This window comes from Candidatus Enterococcus myersii (assembly GCF_017316025.1).
GTDB classification, from domain to species: domain Bacteria; phylum Bacillota; class Bacilli; order Lactobacillales; family Enterococcaceae; genus Enterococcus_C; species Enterococcus_C montenegrensis.
Genome location: NZ_JAFLVT010000002.1, coordinates 34,765 through 55,728 on the forward strand (window position 1 = coordinate 34,765; position 20,964 = coordinate 55,728).

The 20,964-nt window shown below is 36.5% G+C and carries 19 protein-coding genes and 1 tRNA gene; 16 read left to right on the forward strand and 4 right to left on the reverse strand.

The window, feature by feature from the left end; genetic code table 11:
* Nucleotides 1–214 precede the first annotated feature (214 nt).
* The 3 genes from JZO76_RS01720 to JZO76_RS01730 are packed head-to-tail and all read left to right on the forward strand — an operon-like array spanning nucleotide 215 to nucleotide 2,981.
* Nucleotides 215–685 (forward strand): FeoA family protein, encoded by a 471-nt coding sequence (locus JZO76_RS01720; protein ID WP_206902452.1) that lies wholly within the window; start codon nucleotides 215–217, stop codon nucleotides 683–685.
* Between the two features lies 1 nt (nucleotide 686).
* Nucleotides 687–2,846 carry a ferrous iron transport protein B gene (gene feoB / locus JZO76_RS01725; protein ID WP_206902453.1) on the forward strand — a complete coding sequence of 720 codons (2,160 nt, stop codon included), beginning with the start codon at nucleotides 687–689 and terminating at the stop codon, nucleotides 2,844–2,846.
* Entirely contained in the window at nucleotides 2,847–2,981 is a 135-nt protein-coding gene (locus JZO76_RS01730) for a FeoB-associated Cys-rich membrane protein (RefSeq protein ID WP_206902454.1), read from the forward strand.
* Nucleotides 2,982–3,109: 128 nt separating this feature from the next.
* Here the strand turns inward: JZO76_RS01730 and JZO76_RS01735 are convergent, their stop codons facing one another.
* On the reverse strand, nucleotides 3,110–3,535 hold the full coding sequence (locus JZO76_RS01735) for a GNAT family N-acetyltransferase (protein WP_206902455.1): 426 nt from the start codon (nucleotides 3,533–3,535) through the stop codon (nucleotides 3,110–3,112).
* Between the two features lie 478 nt (nucleotides 3,536–4,013).
* Between JZO76_RS01735 and JZO76_RS01740 the strand changes: the two genes are divergently transcribed.
* The 5 genes from JZO76_RS01740 to JZO76_RS01760 all read left to right on the forward strand — a co-directional run bounded on the left by JZO76_RS01740 (nucleotide 4,014) and on the right by JZO76_RS01760 (nucleotide 10,950).
* Nucleotides 4,014–4,847, forward strand: coding sequence for a PRD domain-containing protein (locus JZO76_RS01740; RefSeq protein WP_206902456.1), 834 nt, complete (start codon nucleotides 4,014–4,016; stop codon nucleotides 4,845–4,847).
* A 23-nt stretch (nucleotides 4,848–4,870) separates the two neighbouring features.
* Nucleotides 4,871–6,271, forward strand: a complete 1,401-nt coding sequence (lacG, locus tag JZO76_RS01745; protein WP_206902525.1) for a 6-phospho-beta-galactosidase — start codon at nucleotides 4,871–4,873, stop codon at nucleotides 6,269–6,271.
* A gap of 70 nt (nucleotides 6,272–6,341) precedes the next feature.
* Nucleotides 6,342–6,662, forward strand: a complete 321-nt coding sequence (locus JZO76_RS01750) for a PTS lactose/cellobiose transporter subunit IIA (protein WP_206902457.1) — start codon at nucleotides 6,342–6,344, stop codon at nucleotides 6,660–6,662.
* Between the two features lie 23 nt (nucleotides 6,663–6,685).
* Nucleotides 6,686–8,413 carry a PTS lactose transporter subunit IIBC gene (locus tag JZO76_RS01755; RefSeq protein ID WP_206902458.1) on the forward strand — a complete coding sequence of 576 codons (1,728 nt, stop codon included), beginning with the start codon at nucleotides 6,686–6,688 and terminating at the stop codon, nucleotides 8,411–8,413.
* A 173-nt stretch (nucleotides 8,414–8,586) separates the two neighbouring features.
* A complete protein-coding gene (locus JZO76_RS01760; RefSeq protein WP_206902459.1) occupies nucleotides 8,587–10,950 on the forward strand; it encodes a glycoside hydrolase family 2 TIM barrel-domain containing protein in 2,364 nt (787 codons plus the stop codon).
* 44 nt (nucleotides 10,951–10,994) lie between these two features.
* Here the strand turns inward: JZO76_RS01760 and JZO76_RS01765 are convergent, their stop codons facing one another.
* Entirely contained in the window at nucleotides 10,995–11,207 is a 213-nt protein-coding gene (locus JZO76_RS01765; protein ID WP_206902460.1) for a hypothetical protein, read from the reverse strand.
* Nucleotides 11,208–11,454: 247 nt separating this feature from the next.
* Nucleotides 11,455–12,600 carry a PucR family transcriptional regulator gene (locus tag JZO76_RS01770; RefSeq protein ID WP_206902461.1) on the reverse strand — a complete coding sequence of 382 codons (1,146 nt, stop codon included), beginning with the start codon at nucleotides 12,598–12,600 and terminating at the stop codon, nucleotides 11,455–11,457.
* A 367-nt stretch (nucleotides 12,601–12,967) separates the two neighbouring features.
* Here JZO76_RS01770 and citC point away from each other — a divergent pair, with 367 nt between their 5' ends.
* From citC to citF, 5 genes are all read left to right on the forward strand, one after another.
* The gene (gene citC, locus JZO76_RS01775; RefSeq protein ID WP_206902462.1) at nucleotides 12,968–14,023 is read left to right on the forward strand and encodes a [citrate (pro-3S)-lyase] ligase; all 1,056 of its coding nucleotides are present in this window, start codon (nucleotides 12,968–12,970) and stop codon (nucleotides 14,021–14,023) included.
* A 12-nt stretch (nucleotides 14,024–14,035) separates the two neighbouring features.
* The gene (citX, locus tag JZO76_RS01780; protein WP_206902463.1) at nucleotides 14,036–14,578 is read left to right on the forward strand and encodes a citrate lyase holo-[acyl-carrier protein] synthase; all 543 of its coding nucleotides are present in this window, start codon (nucleotides 14,036–14,038) and stop codon (nucleotides 14,576–14,578) included.
* A gap of 223 nt (nucleotides 14,579–14,801) precedes the next feature.
* Nucleotides 14,802–15,101 carry a citrate lyase acyl carrier protein gene (gene citD, locus JZO76_RS01785; protein WP_206902464.1) on the forward strand — a complete coding sequence of 100 codons (300 nt, stop codon included), beginning with the start codon at nucleotides 14,802–14,804 and terminating at the stop codon, nucleotides 15,099–15,101.
* A 23-nt stretch (nucleotides 15,102–15,124) separates the two neighbouring features.
* Nucleotides 15,125–15,994, forward strand: coding sequence for an aldolase/citrate lyase family protein (locus JZO76_RS01790; RefSeq protein ID WP_347401452.1), 870 nt, complete (start codon nucleotides 15,125–15,127; stop codon nucleotides 15,992–15,994).
* Nucleotides 15,991–17,541, forward strand: coding sequence for a citrate lyase subunit alpha (citF, locus tag JZO76_RS01795; RefSeq protein WP_206902466.1), 1,551 nt, complete (start codon nucleotides 15,991–15,993; stop codon nucleotides 17,539–17,541). Before JZO76_RS01790 ends, citF begins: the two co-directional genes overlap by 4 nt.
* A 418-nt stretch (nucleotides 17,542–17,959) precedes the next feature.
* Here the strand turns inward: citF and JZO76_RS01800 are convergent.
* A tRNA-Lys gene (locus JZO76_RS01800) sits at nucleotides 17,960–18,032 on the reverse strand.
* A gap of 598 nt (nucleotides 18,033–18,630) precedes the next feature.
* Between JZO76_RS01800 and JZO76_RS01805 the strand changes: the two genes are divergently transcribed.
* From JZO76_RS01805 to yycF, 3 genes are all read left to right on the forward strand, one after another.
* A complete protein-coding gene (locus JZO76_RS01805) occupies nucleotides 18,631–19,203 on the forward strand; it encodes a DUF1836 domain-containing protein (RefSeq protein ID WP_206902467.1) in 573 nt (190 codons plus the stop codon).
* Nucleotides 19,196–20,053, forward strand: coding sequence for a DegV family protein (locus JZO76_RS01810; protein WP_206902468.1), 858 nt, complete (start codon nucleotides 19,196–19,198; stop codon nucleotides 20,051–20,053). Before JZO76_RS01805 ends, JZO76_RS01810 begins: the two co-directional genes overlap by 8 nt.
* Nucleotides 20,054–20,258: 205 nt before the next feature.
* Nucleotides 20,259–20,963 (forward strand): response regulator YycF, encoded by a 705-nt coding sequence (gene yycF, locus JZO76_RS01815; protein ID WP_206902469.1) that lies wholly within the window; start codon nucleotides 20,259–20,261, stop codon nucleotides 20,961–20,963.
* The last annotated feature ends 1 nt before the right edge of the window (nucleotide 20,964 follow it).

Below are 20,964 nucleotides of genomic sequence, written 5' to 3' on the forward strand. Positions count from 1 at the left end.
GGATAGACAAGTTGAAAAGATAGCAGAAGGACAAGTTTTCTTTTCTATTTTCATGATGAGAATAGAAAATGGTCTAGTTCTAAATTAGAATAATTATTAATATGTGAAAAATATTACAATATTTTAAATTTGATTGACTTTGCTAGCGGTAGACCTTATCCTAAATGAGAATAATTATCAGTCGCAATTGATTCCTGTCAGTAAAGGAGTATTCATGAAAAAATTAGCAGAAGTTGCACCCAATCAAACCTTTGTTGTGAAAGAAGTAACAGCGCAAGCAGAAGTTCAAAAGCATTTACAAAACTTAGGATTGTTGCCAGGCAGTCATGTTGTGTTGTTAAAAAGTAAAGGTCAAGACGGAATTGTCCTAGTTCAAAATGCGCGCCTAGCTTTAGACCAGAGTTTATTAGAAGCAATTATCGTCGAGCCAGCTGCAAAAAAAGAAGAAGTCTTATCTTTAGATCAATTAGCAGTAGGAGATAAAGGCAAAGTTATTAAAATATTTGGCGAAGGTGCGGTCAAACGCCGCTTAATGGATATGGGCTTGACTAAAAATGTTGTGATAACGGTCCGTAAATTAGCACCATTAGGCGATCCCATTGAAATTAATTTGCGTGGCTATGAATTATCTTTAAGAAAAAGTGAAGCAGAGTATATTTTAGTGGAGTTAAAAAAGGAGGGATAGTATGGAAAACTTGCAATTTGCTTTAGCGGGGAATCCCAACAGTGGGAAAACAAGTACATTTAACCAATTAACAGGTTCCATGCAATCCGTGGGAAATTGGCCGGGGGTTACTGTTGAGCGTAAATCCGGTACATTAAAGAAACAAAAAAATATTACCATTCAAGATTTGCCTGGGATTTATTCTTTATCTCCTTATACTCCAGAAGAAATTGTTGCCAGAGATTATTTATTAACAGGTTCACCTAATACGATCATCAATATTGTCGATGCGACTAATTTGGAACGTAATTTATATCTAACGACGCAGCTTATGGAAACAGGTATTCCTGTTGTTTTGGGATTGAATATGATGGATCTCATCAGAAAAAGCGGCAAAACCATTAACTTGGACAAATTAGCTTATGGCTTAGGCATTCCGGTAGTGAGCATGAGTGCCTTGAAAAAACAAGGTTTACAGGAATTGATTCATAAAAGTACGCAAGCAGCGGAAAAATTTCCTCCTGAAACGACATATCCAACTTATGATGAGCGTTTAGAAGCAGCCTTAACTGAAATTATTGACGTCTTAGGTAATACTGTTGCGCAAAAACAAGCACGTTTTTATGCTGCAAAATTATTTGAAAAAGATGAATTGGCAACAGAAAATTTAGATTTAAGTAAAATTCAGCGTAAAGAAATTAACGAAATTATTGCCATTACAGAAAAAATCTTTGATGATACGAGTGATGCCATTTTGGTAAATGAGCGTTATGAATTTATCGCGCGCCTAATGGCATTATGTACCGTTAATGAAAATGAATTACGCTTAACTATCAGCGATAAAATCGATCAAATCGTGACCAATCGTTTCTTGGCACTTCCAATTTTTGCCTTTGTTATGTGGGGGATTTATTATCTGTCTATCCAAACAATTGGAGTCATGGGAACAGATTGGGTCAACGATGTCTTGTTTGGAACAGTCGTACCGGATTTTGTTACGAAAAATCTCGCAGCATGGCACGTTGCCGCTTGGATGCAAGATCTAATTTTAAATGGCATTATTGCCGGTGTCGGAGCTGTCTTAGGTTTTGTCCCGCAATTATTAGTGCTCTTTTTCTGCTTGTCACTATTAGAAGATTGTGGTTATATGGCACGGATTGCTTTTGTAATGGATCGTCTATTCCGTAAGTTTGGTTTATCTGGTAAATCCTTTATCCCCATGTTGATTGCAACCGGTTGTGGTGTGCCGGGGGTTATGGCGAGTCGCACAATTGAAAATGAAAAAGATCGTCGTATGACGGTTATGGTAACGACCTTTATGCCTTGTTCTGCGAAATTACCGATCATTGCCTTAGTTGCCGGTGCCTTTTTCCCACAAGCAAGTTGGGTTGCACCGTCTGCCTATTTCATTGGCGTATCCGCAATTGTTTTGTCAGGCATTGCCTTGAAAAAAACGCACTTATTTGCCGGTGATCCCGCACCATTTATTATGGAATTACCCGCTTATCATTTGCCACAAGTCAAAAATGTTTTCCGCCAAACTTTTGATCGGGGATTTTCCTTCATTAAAAAAGCAGGGACGATTATTTTTGTCTCCAGTATCGTTTTGTGGTTTATGTCCAATTACAGCTTTACCTTAAAAGCAGTTGATGGCAATCAAAGTATTTTAGCGAATTTAGGTCGTGTGATTGCGCCATTGTTTGCACCATTAGGTTGGGGAAATTGGCAAGGTGCAGTTGCAACAATTACTGGACTGATCGCCAAGGAAAATGTGATCAACACATTTGGCATTTTGTTTAGTCATTTAGATGAAGTTTCTGAAAATGGTGTAGAAATTTGGGGACCATTACAAGCAGCCTTTACACCAGTAGCGGCTTACTCATTTTTAGTGTTCAATTTGCTATGTGCACCGTGTTTTGCAGCAATTGGCGCGATTCATCGGGAAATGGGCAATGCGAAATGGACTTGGATCGCAGTGGGCTACCAATGTGGTTTAGCTTATGCGGTAAGCTTTGTCGTCTATCAATTTGGCCGGGTTATCTTTGAAGGAGGCCCAATGAATGCGGCTACTATTTTAGCAGCCGCGGTCTTAGCCTACGGTCTGTTCTTACTAATTCGTAAAACACCCGCACCTAAAAATGATGTCATTTCAATGCATCAATTAAAAGAGGAAGTGAAATAAATGGTAGCAACGATAATTTTAAGCCTTTTAATTTTTGGCGCAGCAGCCTTTGTTGTTTACCGTCAAGTAAAAAAAGGCAGCAGTTGTGAAGATTGTAAAACAAGTTGTCCTGTGAAAAAACCGGAACAGTTTTAGTAGTTGTAAAAGTAAAATAAGGGGCTATTTAAAAATAGGAAGAAAAGTTGAGAAAAAACCGCCTCTTGTTTTTGAGCGTGAAGAAAAATTGGTAAAGCCCTTCTTTTTATTAAGCGTAAGAAGGCGCGCTATTTTGTGACACGTTTATATAAGTAGTATTTGGTGACGCCCCGCATAGGTGTATCTGGTAGGCTGCCAAAGATAGTAAAACCATTTTTTTGATAAAATTCAACGGCTTGATAACTTTTGGTTGTTAAGGTTAGGTTAATTACACCTTCTTCTTGTGCCCAATCACTTAAGGCTTGTAAAAGTCGGGAGCCAATTTTTTGGTTTTGAAATTCTGGTTTGACAGCTAACAGACTGACGTGAAGATTTTCAAAATCTTGCTTGGCAATTAATCCGCCGACTAATTCATCTGCTAAGGTTGCGGCAATGACAAGTCTTTCGTGTTTTTTGGGCAATTCATCGTGAAATTGTGCCTGATATTGCGCTGTGAAAACTTCTCTTAATAAAGGTTCAATGGTTTCTGTCTGACTGGTTTCAATTCGAATCATGCAAATTCCTCCTGTCTATACGCATTTAGTATAGCAGTTTCTTTTAACCAATTGGAAATCTAAATAGATTTTTATAAAAGTAAGTAAAAATTTTAGTAAAATGACAAAAAAAGTTAAAATGCAAACGTTTTTTTGTGTGGGGTTGTTGTGTTATTCAATTCGCAAATTTTCTAATAGTATTTTATTTAAATTGTTGATTTAGTAAGGAATATTTTGCGTGAGAAAAGCAAAAACATTTGCTTTGTGTTTGATTATGTTTGGTATAAGTGTTTTTTTGAAAAAAATACAGTGGAAATATGTTAGAAAGGGTTTACAAGTGTTTGTTTACATGTTACGATACTTGTGAAGTTAATACGTAGTGGATTGTTACTATTCGATTAGGCAAAAACCGCGAATGCTAGGTGAGTACCAGTATCTTTACATGGTATGATAATCCTATCATTTGCGGTTTTTTTATTGGTTAGTTAGGGGGAATAGAATGTATCGCATTATTCAAGTCTTAAATAATAATGTCGCCATTATTCGAATAGAAAACGATGAGCAGGCTATTGCAATGGGAAAAGGTATTGTCTTTCAAAAGAAAAAAGGCGATTTACTAAAAAAAGAAGATATTAGTAAACTTTTCATGTTGCGCAATAAAGAGTCCCAGCAAAATTTTTCTTCACTGCTAAAAGATTTACCTTTAAATTTTATTACTACCGGTTATGAAGTGATTGATACGGCGATTTCTAAATTCAATTATCCAGTCCAGGAATATATCTATGTAACACTAACCGATCATATTTATTGGAGCTATCAAAATCAGCAAAAAGGAAACTATGAAGTCAGTCGCTTACCTGATATGAGTAAAGAATATCCGACAGAATATGCGATTGGCAAAATGGGTGTCACCATTATTAATGAGCGATTAAATGCGCATTTTCCTGATGATGAAATTGGTCGGATTGCCCTGCATTTTATTAATGCCAAACGAGAAGGGGAGCCTGTAACAAATGAAGTTTTGGATCCCCGTCAAGATATTATTAATCAGGTAGAAAAAATATTATTAAATAAAGGTATTGTGCGAACCGAAGAAAATAAAAATTTTTACGATCGTTTAATGATTCATTTGAATTATTTTGCAGATAGACTCGATCAGCCAGCAGAACAAGTCATCTTTTCTAAAAGTTTGGAAACAAATATCAAAACAGATTATCCTCGTGCCTACGCGATTGGCAATGAAATTTATCAATTGGTAAGTGATTATGCGAATCGCAAATTAAGCGATAGCGAGCGGGTATATCTGGCAATTCATATTCAACGACTATTGTGAAAGAAGGTTTAGTAATGAAAGAAATGAGAACCCTACCAAAAGATTTTATCATGGGTGGTGCAACCGCGGCATACCAAGCTGAAGGTGCAACACAATTAGACGGCAAAGGCTTAGTTGCTTGGGATACGTGGCTTGAGGAAAAAGGAAGATACACCGCAGAGCCGGCCAGTGACTTTTATCATCAGTATCCAGTTGATTTAAAACTATGTAGCGAGTTTAAGATCGACAGTTTGCGCATGTCCATTGCTTGGAGTCGAATTTTCCCGAATGGTTATGGAAAGGTCAATCAAGCTGGTGTGGATTATTATCATCGCGTCTTTGCGGAATGTGAAAAACAAGGGGTAATTCCTTTTGTTACCATTCATCATTTTGATACGCCGAAGACATTATTTGATAATGGTGATTTTTTAAACCGAGAAAACGTGGAACATTTTGTTAACTACGCTAAGTTTTGCTTTGAAGAATTTAAAGAAGTGCATTATTGGAGTACCTTTAATGAAATTTATCCTGTGGCCACGAATCAATATTTAACAGGTATCTTCCCGCCAGAAACGAAATTTGATTTAAAAAAAGTAGTGACTTGTTTACACAATATGATGTGGGCCCACGCACGGGCTGTGAACATTTTTAAAGCGGGCAATTACGCTGGTGAAATTGGTGTTGTGCACTCCCTGGAACCAAAATATCCTTATTCCAAAGCAAAAGAAGATGTTCATGCTGCAGCTAAAGATGATGCGCTTTCCATTGCCTTTTTACTAGATGCAACTTATAAAGGACGCTATTCTGATAAAACGATGGCGCTAGTTAATGAAATTTTAGCTGCCAATGATACAAGTATTACTTTTGAAGAGTCAGATTTTCTTGAGATGGAAAAAGCTGCTACCCAAACTGATTTTCTGGGAATCAATAACTATCAAAGTCACTGGGTACAACATTACGAAGGAAAAAGTGAAGTTGGATTTAATGGTACTGGAGAAAAAGGAACTAGTTTTTACCGGATCAAAGGAATTGGTGAACGTGTTCAAAGAGATGATATTCCTAAAAATGATTGGGATTGGGCTATTTATCCAGAAGGTTTATCTGATTTATTAATTCGAATTAAAGCCGACTATCCAAATTATGGAAAAATTTATATTACTGAAAACGGCTTAGGGTTTAAAGATAACTTCAATGATGGCGTGATTATGGACGGTCCGCGGATTGAATATTTACGGGGGAATTTTAATGCTATCGCAAAAGCCATCGCTGCGGGTGTCGATGTCAAAGGCTATTTCATCTGGTCTTTAATGGATGTTTTTTCTTGGGCCAATGGCTACAACAAACGTTATGGCTTGTTCTATGTGGATTTTGAAACGCAAAAACGCTATCCCAAAGAATCGGCATATTGGTATAAATTTGTCAGTGAAACAAAAGTAATTATTTAAACTTTAGTAGAAGTTGCGAAAAATTATCCGGAAAACGAATTCAGAATATTGAAAAAATGGAGTGAGAATGATGAATAAAGAAGAATTACAGATGCTGGGCTTTGAGATTGTCGCATATGCTGGTGACGCTAGAAGTAGCCTATTAACAATTATTAAAGAAGCCCGGGCCGGCAATTTTGAAAATGTTACGACACTCATGGCTGACGCTGAGGAAAATTTGAATTTGGCCCATAATGCTCAAACCAAATGTCTGGCCGCAGAAGCAGAAGGTGAAGACTTAGATATCGGTTTTATCTTTGTTCATGGGCAAGATCATTTGATGACGACTATTCTTTTAAAAGAATTAACAGAAAACTTTGTCGACTTATATAAAGAAAAATACAACAAATAAACAAAGGTTAAGGAGGAAATGAAATGAACGCCATTATTAAACAAATCGAAAAGCATCAGGCAACTTTTCAAAAGATTTCAAGAAACATTTACTTGTCGGCGATTAAAGATGGTTTCTTGGCAGCGATGCCAGTTATCTTATTTTCCAGTATTTTTATCTTGATTGCGGCGATCCCGCCAATTTTTGGTATTACACTACCAGCAGAATTTGAAACCTGGTTATGGAAAATTTATGACTTTACCATGGGCTTAGTGGGGATGTTGGTGGCCGGAACAACAGCACGTTGTTTAGCAGGTTCTATGAACCGTAAAATGCCTGATGGTAAAGTGATTAACGAAACTTCTGTTATGCTAGCTTCAATTTGTGGCATGCTTTTACTTGCTGTTAATAAAACAGACGGTGCCTTTGTCGCAGATTACATGGGAACAAAAGGTTTGTTATCAGCTTTTGTTGCAGCCTTCATCACCGTTAACATGTATAAATTCTGTATTAAACGCGACATTACCATCAAAATGCCACCAGAAGTACCCGGTAGTATTTCGCAAAATTTTCGAGATGTCTTTCCTTTTTCATTTTCAGTTTTAAGTTGTGCAATTATCGATTTGATTTCTCGTTATTTCATTGATGCTCCTTTTGGGGAAATGTTCTCTAAATTATTATCGCCACTTTTTTCAGCCGCCGAGTCTTATCCGGGAATGGCTTTGATTTGGTTTTTAATTCCGATGTTTTGGTTTGTTGGCGTACACGGTCCATCGGTTGTAAAACCGGGCCTGTCTTCAGCTTTGTATGGAAATACAGAAGAAAACTTGAAATTGTTCCAAAATGGTGAACATCCTTTTCATTCATTGACTGAAAACTTTGGGAATTTCATTGGTGAATTAGGGGGTACCGGGGCAACGTTTATCGTACCAATTATCTTCATTTTGTTAATGCGTTCCAAACAGCTAAAAGCAGTTGGTAAAGCTTCGATTATTCCGGTCATGTTTGCCGTCAATGAACCGTTACTATTTGCAGCACCAATTATTTTGAATCCTTACTTTTTAGTACCATTTTGTTTAGCACCGGTTGCCAATGTAATTATTGGTAAATTATTCATCGACATTTTGGGGATGAATGGTTTCATGTATGTCTTGCCTTGGGCTACGCCAGGACCAATTGGTACTGTATTATCAACTAATTTCCAACCAATTTCATTTTTATTGGCTGCCACATTATTAGTAGTCGACTTCTTCATTTATATGCCGTTTTGTAAAGCTTACGATAAAGTTTTAGTTGAACAAGAAGCACAACGGGTAGAAGAGATAGATGAAGTAGAAACAATTGCACCAGAATTAGCGCCAGCTAGTGCAGCAGCAGTTGTTGATGGCAATGAAACTGTTATTGTTGAGACAGAACCTGCTGTTAGTCCAAATGCTAGTGGCAAAGGTTACGATGAAGATTTAAATGTTTTAGTTTTGTGTGCTGGTGCGGGAACTAGTGCGATGTTGGCCAACGCTTTGAAAAAAGGTGCAGCAGAAACCGGGAAACACATTAATGCAGCAGCTGGGTCATATGGGTCTCATTATGACATTATGAATAACTACGATGTTATTGTTTTAGCGCCACAAGTAAATAGCTACTACGAAGATATTAAGACCGATACTGATAAATTAGGTATCAAATTAATTGCAACCAAAGGGGCGCAGTATATTAATTTAACCCGTGATCCCAAAGGCGCAGTTGACTTTGTCCTAGGTGAATTAAATAAATAAATTACTAAGATTTCTTCTTAGTTCGGGTAGAACGAAAAAATGGTTCTACCCTTTTTTCAAACAGACAAATCTAATTAAAAACAATGGCTGCCTAGTTGAAGAAATTATCTTTTGGATAAACAATGTAAAGTTGAAAAGTTTAGGAGTCTTTTGAACAATGGAGGAAAATACAAATGGAAAAATATCCCATTAATGATTGGCGTTTTTATTTAGGTGATAATGAAATCGCGTGGCAAAAAGATTTTAACGACGAAAACTGGCAAAATGTAACGGTGCCTCATGATTGGAGTATTACACAAGATTTTACGAAGGAAGCTTCTAGTGGAACAGGATATTTGCCAGGGGGGATTGGTTGGTATCGGGCTCATGTTACCATAAATGAGATTGGCGAAGTTACCGATAAAGTGACGCAATTGCGTTTTGATGGTGTCTATAAAAACTGTCAGGTCTGGGTCAATGGGTATCATGTTGGCGGCTGGGCATCGGGATATAGTTCATTTCAATTTAATTTAACTGAAATTTTAAGCTATAACACCAATGATGAACTTGTAATTGCCGTTAGAGTGGATCATACAGACATTGCAGATTCTCGTTGGTATAACGGCAGTGGAATTTCTCGTCTTGTTACAATTGTCACCAGCAATCCCGTTATGGTGGATCGCTACGGGATTACGTTTGAAACCGTTGCGTTAAATGAGCAAGATGCTGTTGTGAAAACCAAAACAGCAGTAACAAATTTCACTGCCAAAAAAGCAACGGCAGTGATTAAACAGACTTTAACAGATGAAGATGGAACTGTCGTAACAGTAGGGCATGAAGAAGTTTCATTACTAGCCGGTGAAGTTTGCAAAATTCAATTTGAAACGACTGTAAAAGATGCAAAATTATGGCAGGTGCAAAGTCCCAATTTATATACTTTAACTACGAGTATTATAAGTGGTGATAAGGCGAATCATTATGAAGAAAAAGTCGGTATTCGCACCTTTGCCTTTACTGCTGACAATGGTTTTATTTTAAATGATACCGAAAATCTAAAATTAAAAGGGGTCTGTTTACATGAAGATGCCGGTTGTTTTGGTACAGCTGTTCCCAAAGCAGTCTGGCTGCGTCGCTTGTTAAAATTAAAAGAAGCTGGTTGCAATGCGATTCGGATGGCGCATAATCCCCATGCGCAAATTTTGTACGATCTGTGTGATGAACTCGGCTTTTTTGTTTTTGATGAAGCATTTGACGAATGGGAAAACCCAAAAAACAAATGGTGGCAAGGTCACAATGTCTATCCGCCAAAATATGAAGGTTATGCCAAAGACTTTCCAGTTTGGCACAAAAAAGATTTAGTGGATATGGTATTGCGTAATAAAAATCATCCCTCAATTATCGCTTGGAGTGTTGGCAACGAGATTGACTATCCCAATGATCCGTATGCCAATGATTTATTCAATGAAATGGAAGGCAATAATGACGCCAATAAACCAGTAGAAGAGCGAATTTATAATCCTAATCGTCCGGATACGCGTCGTTTGACAACGATTGCCAAACAGTTGAGTGAAGTCGTCCACAAAGAAGATGCAACAAGACCAACGACACTGGCTGCAGCCTTTCCAGAATTATCCTATCAAACGGGCTTAGTAGATAGTGTAGATGTCATTGGTTATAACTATAAAGAACACTTGTATGAAGAACATCACCGTCTTTTTCCGAACAAGCCTTTTATTGGTAGTGAAAATCGTCACAGCTATCAAAATTGGTTAGCGGTAAAAGATAATGATTATATCGCTGGCCAATTTTTATGGACGGGAATTGATTATTTAGGCGAATCTCGTGGCGTTTGGCCCAAACATGGAACTTATCGCGGTTTACTGGATATGTGTGGATATGAAACCATGATGTTTTATAAACGTAAAAGCTGGTGGTCAGAAGAATTAACTGCCCGTCTTTTTACGCGCCCTGCTAAAGAAAAATCAGAGGATCCATGGGAAGCTGTTTATCGTAAATGGAATTACAGTGAAGGCGAACAAGTTGAAATTCGCCTCTACACGAATGCTGCCAGTTTTGAATTGAAGGTGAATGAGGAAAGAATTGCTTTAACTTTTGATGAAGTGGAGGGGTACTATTCGACCATTGTTCCATTTGTAGCAGGCCCATTAATTTTGACAGCCCAAAAAGATGGGAAAACAATCATCGATACTTTAAAAGCAGTAGGGCAAGGACAGCGGTTAACCGCCAATCTATGGCAAGTGCCAACGGCTTTTAAAATGCTTTTGCCACAAGATGAAGTAATCCAACAAATTGAATTATCTATCGTCGACAAAGAGGAAAATCTAACCGATACCAATCAAGTTATTCACTTTGAAGGCGAAAACTGCGAGTTTTTAGGCTTTGAAAATGGGGATATGGATGATATTACCAATTATGGTGAAAAATATAGAAGAACACGCAATGGTCGCGCTATTTGCTATGTGAAAACAAAAGTAGCCGTGAAAGCAAAAGCAGTGTTTTCTGTCGCTGGATTTCATGATTTGATCATTACGTTATAGCACTGTTAGATAGTGGTTTTTAAAAGCGATGTTTACTTGCGCTTTTAAAGACCACTTTTTTTGGTTCTATAGTATTTTGTGCTGTCATTCAAGATGAGTACTAAAGGATTTACGCGAAAACGATTGATGGTTCGGTAACTGGATTGATAGCTTTGCGTAAGCCACATCATGCGGAGAATATCTTTGGTTAACACGTCAATCCTACGACCGAAAAAGACGGATTGTGTATAGGCGCATAAAATCATTATTGTCATCATTTTTGGATCGCAAGTGAGAAAATGATTCTCTAGAATACTCTCAATGAGCTCATTTATGACAAACGCAATATCATTTTTTCTATCCAAAAACTAAAATTTAGAGGAAGAATAATCTGATTTGTGACATAATCTTTAAACATAAGAACACTTAGCTAGTTTATTTGTTTTAGAGGACTTATGTCCCAGACTCTCTATATTTGTAGACGAATAAATTTACATAAGAACCAAAAAAGGTGCAAGTATTCCTTTAGTTTGATTTTATTTGGCTTCTATTCGGTTCATTTAAATTCCTATATAAACAAATCTGAATGAATAAAAAAGCACTATCGTAGGGTAGAAATAAGTCCCTATTCACTAGATCGGATAATTTTTTGATTCGATAATAGACAGTGTTTTTATGAATAAACAAATCTTTTGACGTCATTTTAGTATCCATATTGTTTTTAAAAAAATGAATAAAAGTATCGATTAATTCATGATTAGATTTAAATATTTCTGTCAAAATAGTGATATCTTTCTGAATAAAAAAATATTGATCCTCAGTACTAACGTTAGATAGCAGGAGTTCAATTTGGTTTTTATCAACTGAAAGAAGTGGGATATCAAGATTCCTGCGAGCATGATTCTCATGTAATTCGATTACTTTTTTAAACTCGGATCTATAGCTTTCCAAAGATGTACATGGACGACTGACAATGAATTGAGAACCTAAAGCAAGTACATCCATAATTTCTTTTCGAATAGTTAAAAGCTCTTCATCGAAGGTATCATTTTCTTTTTTAAAAAGAACAAATTTATCATCATAAAGATAGACTGCATATTCCGCATAACTTGAAATATGATTTTTAAGAATTTTTTGAACAGTGTCTAACTTTTCTTGAACCTCTATTTTATTTGAACTGTTTCGGACAACTTTTTTAAAATGAGTAATATCTACTAGGACTAGGCGACGACTTACAGCATAATCAAAATGCAAAAGATTTGCTCGTTCCACTAAATTGCTAAAAAGGTCACTGGAGTCCCGTAAAAGTAATTCTGTAAGAAAATCATTTAGCATATCAATACTGCCAACGTAGGAATTGTCGTTTACGAAGTTTAGGCTGGTTTCTAAAGTTCTTTTTAAAGAGCTAGCAAAATCTTGATAGAGCACACTATCATCTTCCTTATTTTTTTTGAAACGTAAAATAAAACTGATTTCTTTTTGAATTTCAATAGGAAGATATACATTTTGTTGAAGTTCAACTATATCAGGAATTAGTGCTTTTGAAATAGTTGAATCTAGCTCGTTTGTAAAATAGTTCTTCCCATTTAGATCAAACATTTCAACATTATAAATTGTGATGTCAGACAAAAATTTCTTTGTAAAAAGTAAATTTAGTTTTGAAATCTGCATTGTTTTCCTCCCATTTTGTTTTCCTATCCAAAAAATCAGTAATATGGCAAATGATTTATGTATATCCAGACATAGATGAAAAGCTTTAGTTTAATTACACTTAAGGGAAATAATGAGTGGACGATTTCATTATAACTTAGGTACATCTTATTTGAGAAGACCAAACTATAAGCAGAGATATTTTAAATTACACATCATTTTTAGTGAAGAAATTGCAAGTACAAAAAAATAAAAGAGAGAGTTTTAATGGCTGTGTTCTTTTAACAAGCTAAAGATTTTTTAGCTAGGAGAAATGTGCGATGCTACGCTGTTGTTGTTCAAAAGAGAGAAGTTTTTATTGCTATAAACCAGTAAGGAGATATCTTCAATGAGTGAATATGTTGTAACAAAAATTTTCCCTAAAAATAGAAAGAAAAATGAACAAGTTATTAGGCTGTTAGAAAAGGAGAATATTCGCAGAGATAAAAACCTGGAGTATACCTGTGGAATTTTTGACGAGGATAACAATTTGATTGCTACAGGAAGTTGTTTTGGAAATACGTTGAGATGTTTAGCTGTAGCTAGCAAGCACCAAGGTGAGGGGCTGATGAATTTGATTGTTACTCACTTAGTGAACTATCAGTTTAAACGTGGTATTTTTCACCTATTTATTTATACAAAAGCGGGACGAGAAGATATATTTAAAACTTTGGGATTTTATGAGATTGTTACAGTTGATGACCACCTTGTATTTTTAGAAAATAGAAAAAATGGTTTTGAAAATTATTTAAATAGTTTGCACACCAATGTTGCATTTGATTTAAATCAAGGTAAAAACTCGGCAATTATCATGAATGCCAATCCATTTTCCTTAGGACATCAATATTTAGTTGAGGAAGCTGCCAAAAAAAGTGATCTGGTTCATCTTTTCGTTGTAAGTGAGGATAGTAGTATCTTCCCGTTTTCAATCAGAAAAAGATTAATTGAAGAGGGAACAGCTCATCTTAAAAATGTTGTGCTACATCCAACCGGGCCGTATATGATTAGTAATGCAACCTTTCCAAGTTATTTTCAGAAAGATGAAACTTCGGTTATTGAAGGGCACGCATTACTTGATATAAAGATATTTCAAAAAATTGCGGAAAGATTAGCTATAAATTGCCGCTATGCAGGAGAAGAGCCGTTTAGTTTGGTAACAGGTATTTATAATAATGTGATGAATCATGAGCTAAGAAAAGTCGGAATTGAATTTATTGAACTAAAGCGGAAAGAAGTCAATGCAAAAATAATCAGCGCTTCTAAGATTAGGCAGGCACTAAAGGCAAATGATTTAAAAACCGTCAAAGATCTGGTGCCTGAAACTACATTTAATTATTTGGTTAGTGAGGAAGCTTTACCGATTATAGAGAAAATAAAGATGACTTCTGATGTAGTTCACTATTGAGGTGGTTAGTTTATGGCATTTAATTTTTTTGCTAGCGGTTTAAAGATAACTATGGAAGATATGTTGGAGGCAAGAGAAAAAAGGGCAATGCTCCAAAGTGAGATACTGCATGAGTATCCTGAAAATGTACTAATTTGCTTTACTTTGAATATACCTGGACCGGTAAAAAATATTCCTATAATAGAGCAAGTTTTTGAGATTATTTACGAAGAGCTAAAGAGAAGTATTGTTAAAGGACAGTCATGTTTGACGAAGTCTTATAATCGAAAAACAGGACTAGAATTATTTATCTCTTTGCCAGGTGATCCAAACGAAATAAAGAAAAAGATGATCGAGATTGAGAATACTCATATTTTTGGTAGAATTGCAGATCTGGATGTATTGTATGCTACTGAGAATCAGATTGTAGTTACAAGTCGCAAAAATTATGGTATTGCTCCAAGAAAATGTTATTTGTGTGGAAATAATGCAAAAATTTGCGGGAGAAGTAAGAAACATTCAATTGATGAAATTCAGGAAGCCATTTCAAGAATAGCCTCAACTTTGATTAAGTAGTGAACTAGCATTTACATTAGTGAATGCTAGTTTTTTTTGCCTAATGTAGGCTTTAATCTGATTTTTTCTATGCAGGAGCTTTTGGAGAACCCAAATTATATTACAGTACAAAAAAATGATAGATATGCCTTGTTTTATTGTGATTTGAAACATGGGTTTCACATTTAGTTAAAGATAAACTTAGTATGTAAAAAGAAAAATGGTTTGTGAGAGGAGAATTTCAATGAAGCTTAAGCACAGTGCTGTAGCTGGTAGCTATGAATCTAGTGATGTTTACGTAGTAATTGAGCCTGCTGAGAGCGGACTTAACATAGACATCGAAAGTAGTGTAATGAGCCAGTATGGAAAACAAATTAGAACAACAGTTGAAAGCGTTTTAATGCGATTGGGAATTGAACAAGCAAATGTAATAGTTAACGATAAAGGTGCTCTTGATTGTACAATTAAAGCGAGAGTTGAAACAGCTGTTTTACGTGCATGTGAAGTAAAAAAAGATATTGCATGGGGGGAAACAATCCTATGATCAAGAACAGAATTAGAAGAACGATGATTTTTCTAAACATGCAAAGAGCTTCCTTAGTAAAGGATGCCTTTGTGTATAAACCAGATTGCGTGATCTTTGATTTGGAAGACGCAGTAGCAGAAAGTGAGAAAGATTCGGCTCGCATTCAACTTTATCATACTCTTGCAGAATTGGATTATCAAGGAGTTGAAAGATGGGTTAGGATAAATGCACTAGATTCTGATCTTTTTGAAGAAGATATCCGAGCAGCTGTTGCTGGTGGAGCCGAAGGTATCCGGTTACCTAAAACGGAAAAAGCTGAAGATGTTCAATTGGTAGAAAATTTGGTTGAAGCTGCTGAAAAGGAATTTGGAAGAGAAGTTGGTTCTACGATGCTAATGGCCGCTTTGGAATCACCTTTGGCAATTATCAATGCATACGAGATTGCAGGTAGTAGTAAAAGACTTATGGGAATTGCGTTAAGTGCAGGAGACTTCACACGAACGATGCACTCCAAAAGAACGAATGAAGGCAATGAATTATTTTATGCAAGAAGTCAGATGTTGGTAGCTGCGCGAGCGGCAGGCGTGATGGCTTTTGATACTGTTTATACAGATGTAAACGATATGGATGGTTTTGCAAATGAAGTACAAATGATTGCGGATATGGGCTTTGATGGAAAATCGTGTATCAGTCCAAAACAAATTAGTGTTGCCCATGAAATCTTTAACCCGACTCAAAAAGAAATTGATCATGCAATTCATGTGATTGAAGCTGTCAAAGAGAGTGAAGATCAAGGGATTGGAGTCTTAGTTGTTGATGGTAAGATGGTTGATATCGCTTGGGTTGAAGGCGCTCAAAGAGTATTAAATCTTGCCAAAGCTTCAGGACAGTATAAGGGGGATCTAGTATGAAAAATGTATTAGGAAGAGAGATTCCAGAAGAATTACTCGTCGAAGGACAAGAAGTATTTCAGGGACAATATTATCGTGATGGTTATGTTTATACGAAAAGTGCGCCAACTGTTACTGCACATGTAAAACCGACTGGAGACAAAATTGTCGAAAATATAAGAGAGGCTATTGTAAAAAGTGGCCTAAAGGATGGAATGACAATTTCGTTTCATCACCATCTTAGAGATGGTGACTATATTGTAAATATGGTAATGAAAGAAATCCATAAGCTGGGTATCAAGGATCTATTTGTTTGTGCTTCAAGTTTGGGTAAAGCGCATAATTACTTGGTTCCGTGTATAGAAGACGGAACGGTGACTGGTATTTCTACTAGTGGAATTCGTGACGAGATTGGAGAAGCTGTATCAGCTGGGAAGCTAAAAAATCTCGCATATATAAGAACTCACGGAGGCAGAGCTCGTGCAATTGAAGATGGTACTGTAAAAATTGACGTTGCATTTTTAGGAGCGCCAACAAGTGATTCTTATGGTAATGCAAGCGGTAAAGGTGGAAAATCAGACTGTGGTGTTCTATCATACGTTGACGGCGATGCGAAATATGCTGATAAAGTTGTAATTATTACGGATACTTTGGTTGAAACACCAAACTTTCCAGCTAGTATTCAAGGTGTTGATGTAGACTTTGTTGTTCTTGTAGATTCGATTGGTGACCCTTCTAAAATTGCCTCTGGAGTCTTACGATTGACAAAAGATACGCGTGAATTGAATATGGCAGAAACTGTTGCTAAATGTATGTATCATTCCGGCTATTTCAAAAATGGTTTTACTTTCCAGACTGGTGCAGGTGGACCTTCTTTAGCAACGACGGTATTTTTGAAAAAGTACATGGATCAAGAAAACATTAAGTGTCGGTGGGCTATGGGCGGAATCACTGAACCAATTGTAAACCTGTTTAAAGAAGGTTACATCAATAAAGTAATTAATGATCAAGCTTTTGATCTTGCGGCGGTAGCTTCTGTGCATACTGATCCCAATCACTTTGAAATTTCTGCTTCACAATATGCAAATCCGTTCAATAAAGGCGCTTTTGTAAATCAACTTGACTTCGTAATATTAGGTGCATTAGAGATAGATGTCGATTACAATGTCAATGTCGTCCAAGGAACAACCGGTATTTTACAAGGGGCTCCAGGAGGCCACACAGATACATCAGCGGGAGCCAAAGTTTCAATTATTGTTGCACCTTTAATCAGAAGCCGTTTAGCAACAGTGAGAACGGAAGTAACCTCAGTCACGACCCCAGGTGAAAGTATTGATATTGTGGTAACTGATTATGGTGTAGCAGTCAATCCTAAACGACAAGACTTGCTTGATGCTTTTAAGGAAACAGACATTCCTTTAAAAACTATTGAAGAACTTCGTGATCTGGCCTATCAATACGCAGGAGAACCAGAAAAAATTGAATTTGAAGACAAAGTTGTCGCGATGATTGAATATCGCGATGGAACAATTATTGACGTAGTTAGAAAGCCTAAACAATTGAACTAGGTTTCGACTAATTATTTTGTTTCTATAAATCATAGACCAGAAAACCATAGCATAGTGAAAGCAACTAAAGCTGGCCCAAAAATAGATAGTTTAAAAAATTGTTATTCAAGTTACACTTGGTGATAGTGAGTCAGTAAGTGGGAATATTTTGATCATATGGCTTCGAACTGATAAATACCAAAAGGGATATCTCTCAAGGGAATTTGTTGTCTAATGTTCTATTAAACAGTGAGCAGCCCCCAACTCTTAACTTGAGAATGGGGTTGTTTTTTGTTGTTATTTTTTTATGAAATTAAAAAATTTAGAATTTCGTACCCAAATTCCATACCTAAGGCAAAAAAAATACCACCGCATACAATCTCTTCGAAACGTCTAAAAGACGCCGAGATCATACCGGTGGCGTGGGTTTGGCACCCAATGGGCCGTGAGGGGCTCGAACCCGCGACCCGCTGATTAAGAGTCAGCTGCTCTACCAACTGAGCTAACGGCCCAAAAATACTTTAAGAAAAGTACTTTTTTATGTTAGCACTCTGATTTTGAAAATGCAAGAATAAAGAGGAAAATATTTTTGCTTTGGTTAATTTATCGCAAGAAAAATTTTACAGAGGTGCAAAACTTCATTCACACTTTTTTCACACTTTCTCGTTACTATACAAGAGTACCAACAATAACCTGTCTTTTTAAGACAAACCCTAACACTTTTTCATTTTTACTCCTGCCTGTCGGTTCCCCGCCGACAGGTCTTTTTTTTACTTTAAAAATTTAGTGTAGCTGTCTTTTTAGCCATCAGCCTCTTGAGCTAACTTTTTTGGTTTTCTGCTGGAAAGCAAAACAAGTTTTAGAAAACCTTTCTTCCTGCCACACTTTATAAACACGCTTTACTAGCACGAAGTAAAAAATTTTAATTTGAGTTGCAATTTTGCAATATTTTGCTCTTACTATCTAAAAGCTGTGGAAATTTATGCAAACTTTCTAGGGGCTACTTCTAAAATTTTCCTTTAGCTGGCTAGTTTTGTTTCGTAGAATGTGTTATATTCTATCTAGTTTTTAAAACTACTTTATATAATTATCATAAATTTATTTGGAGTAATGAAAATGAATGATACTTTTCAAAATGAAACTTTAAAAAAATGGGGCGAAGTAATTAGTGAGTTCCATTTACCACGTTGGGACCAATTACCTGACTTGGAATTATATATGGATCAAGTGATTCAATTAGTTGATCAATATTTATCCCCTGTGACAACAGGCGACAAGCATCCGCTTTTGACAAAGTCAATGGTAAACAATTACGTCAAATTAGGCTTGATTCCACCGCCAGTTAAAAAACGTTATACCAGAACCCATGTGGCGTTTTTACTTGCTATTACCACATTGAAGCAAGTTTTAACGATTCCCGAAATAAAAGAAGCAATTGTTTTTCAAGGACGTACCGATGGCATTCGTGAGGCCTATAACTTTTTTTGTCGTGAGCAAGAAAGTGCGCTTCATTTAATCGCCCGCCAAGCGCAAGGTGAAGGGATAACTTACCCCAATGAACCTATCCCTTTTGCTTATTTGGCAGCCCGAACGGCGACAATTGCCTTTGCCAATAAAATTCTAGCCGCAAAAGTTATTAGTTGTGAGATTGATTATTTACGACAAGGAGAAAATAATGACTAAAGAAAAAATTGCCTTACTAGTAGACTCTGGAACAGACGTACCACAAGAAATTGTTGCCGCAAATCATATGTACACGATTCCTTTAAAAATTATTTATAAAGATCGGGAATACACCGATAAAGTAGATATCACCCCAGAAGAGATTTATGCCAAATTAAGTCAGGAAATTCCTTCTACTTCATTACCTGATGGCGATACGATTAATAAAATTTTTGATCAAATCAAAGCTGATGGGTTTACCCATGTCTTAGCGATTACGATTTCTGGTGGTTTGAGCGGGACAAATAATGCTGTTCGTCTTTTAGGCGAGCATTATGAAGGTTTAACTACTTATGCATTTGACACGAAAAATATTGGTATTGGTGCTGGCCTGCAAGCGATTCGAGCAGCAGAACTATTGCAATCAGGAGTATCTTTTACCGAATTAATCGTCCAATTGGAAAAAGAAGTGTTGCAAAACAAAGTTTACTTCAATGTGGCAACTTTAGAATATTTGCAAAAAGGCGGCCGGATTGGTTTAGTCGCATCGATTTTAGGCAATGCATTAAAATTAAATCCGATAATTTCATGCAATGATGAAGGAATTTATTATACCGTTGCCAAAGCCAGAGGGCGCAAAAAAAGTTTGGAAAAATCAGTGCGTTTGATTTCTGAAGCAATCGGGAATCATCAAAAAGTCCGATTAGCAGTTGCTCATGGTGATGCAAAAGAAGAGGCTGAAATGATGTTGGCGCACTTGAAAAAAGAATTTCCCCAAGTCAAAGAATTTTTCTTTGGGCAAATTTCCCCAGCGTTGGTTGTCCATACTGGTCCTGGATTATTAGGTTTTGGGATTCAAGCATTAGACTAATCAAAAAAATAATGAAGGAAGCTTAACAAGTGAAGAATCAAAGTCAGAAAAAAGGTGTGTTATTTGACTTAATTCTTACTCTTTTGTTAAGCTTTTTCTTTTCAAAAGGCTGCTAGAGCAGGAAATTTTCCATTTAATGAAATGCCTGTCAAAATGAGTTATAATAATAGAGACAAATTTAAGAAGCATAAAGAGGTGTCTTCTAATGAAGAAAATATTAGTTGTTGACGATGAAAAACCAATTTCAGATATCGTCAAATTCAATTTAACTAAAGAAGGTTATGAGGTACACACTGCTTTTGATGGGGAAGAAGCCCTAGAAAAAGTGAAAGAAGTCGAGCCAGATTTGATTTTATTGGATTTAATGTTACCAAAAATTGACGGGCTAGAAGTCGCTCGGGAAGTGCGCAAAAACTATGATATGCCAATCATCATGGTAACAGCCAAGGACTCTGAAATCGATAAAGTTTTAGGACTGGAATTGGGCGCAGATGATTATGTAACCAAACCGTTTTCAAACCGTGAATTAGTTGCTCGGGTTAAAGCCAACTTGCGTCGTGGTTCTACTGCGGCAAAAGAAGCTGAAGAAGCGCCAAACTCCGAACTTGTCATTGGAGATTTGACCATTCAACCAGAAGCCTACATGGTTATGAAAAATGGTGAGGCGATTGAGCTGACCCATAGAGAATTTGAATTGTTACATTATTTGGCAAAGCATTTAGGTCAAGTAATGACCAGAGAACACTTATTACAAACCGTTTGGGGTTACGATTATTTTGGCGACGTCAGAACTGTTGACGTAACAGTTCGTCGTCTGCGGGAAAAAATTGAAGATAATCCAAGCCATCCTAATTATTTGGTGACACGAAGAGGCGTAGGCTATTATTTACGCAATCCGGAACAGGAGTAAT

Bases quoted from the DNA above. Each gene is read 5' to 3' on its own strand.
- citD (WP_206902464.1), top strand. From the start codon at position 14,802: ATGAAGCTTAAGCACAGTGCTGTAGCTGGTAGCTATGAATCTAGTGAT.
- JZO76_RS01790 (WP_347401452.1), top strand. From the start codon at position 15,125: ATGATTTTTCTAAACATGCAAAGAGCTTCCTTAGTAAAGGATGCCTTT.
- JZO76_RS01765 (WP_206902460.1), bottom strand. From the start codon at position 11,207: ATGATGACAATAATGATTTTATGCGCCTATACACAATCCGTCTTTTTC.
- JZO76_RS01755 (WP_206902458.1), top strand. From the start codon at position 6,686: ATGAACGCCATTATTAAACAAATCGAAAAGCATCAGGCAACTTTTCAA.
- feoB (WP_206902453.1), top strand. From the start codon at position 687: ATGGAAAACTTGCAATTTGCTTTAGCGGGGAATCCCAACAGTGGGAAA.
- JZO76_RS01735 (WP_206902455.1), bottom strand. From the start codon at position 3,535: ATGATTCGAATTGAAACCAGTCAGACAGAAACCATTGAACCTTTATTA.
- JZO76_RS01740 (WP_206902456.1), top strand. From the start codon at position 4,014: ATGTATCGCATTATTCAAGTCTTAAATAATAATGTCGCCATTATTCGA.
- JZO76_RS01750 (WP_206902457.1), top strand. From the start codon at position 6,342: ATGAATAAAGAAGAATTACAGATGCTGGGCTTTGAGATTGTCGCATAT.
- JZO76_RS01720 (WP_206902452.1), top strand. From the start codon at position 215: ATGAAAAAATTAGCAGAAGTTGCACCCAATCAAACCTTTGTTGTGAAA.
- JZO76_RS01805 (WP_206902467.1), top strand. From the start codon at position 18,631: ATGAAAATGAATGATACTTTTCAAAATGAAACTTTAAAAAAATGGGGC.
- JZO76_RS01730 (WP_206902454.1), top strand. From the start codon at position 2,847: ATGGTAGCAACGATAATTTTAAGCCTTTTAATTTTTGGCGCAGCAGCC.
- citF (WP_206902466.1), top strand. From the start codon at position 15,991: ATGAAAAATGTATTAGGAAGAGAGATTCCAGAAGAATTACTCGTCGAA.
- JZO76_RS01760 (WP_206902459.1), top strand. From the start codon at position 8,587: ATGGAAAAATATCCCATTAATGATTGGCGTTTTTATTTAGGTGATAAT.
- lacG (WP_206902525.1), top strand. From the start codon at position 4,871: ATGAGAACCCTACCAAAAGATTTTATCATGGGTGGTGCAACCGCGGCA.
- citX (WP_206902463.1), top strand. From the start codon at position 14,036: ATGGCATTTAATTTTTTTGCTAGCGGTTTAAAGATAACTATGGAAGAT.
- yycF (WP_206902469.1), top strand. From the start codon at position 20,259: ATGAAGAAAATATTAGTTGTTGACGATGAAAAACCAATTTCAGATATC.
- JZO76_RS01810 (WP_206902468.1), top strand. From the start codon at position 19,196: ATGACTAAAGAAAAAATTGCCTTACTAGTAGACTCTGGAACAGACGTA.
- JZO76_RS01770 (WP_206902461.1), bottom strand. From the start codon at position 12,600: ATGCAGATTTCAAAACTAAATTTACTTTTTACAAAGAAATTTTTGTCT.
- citC (WP_206902462.1), top strand. From the start codon at position 12,968: ATGAGTGAATATGTTGTAACAAAAATTTTCCCTAAAAATAGAAAGAAA.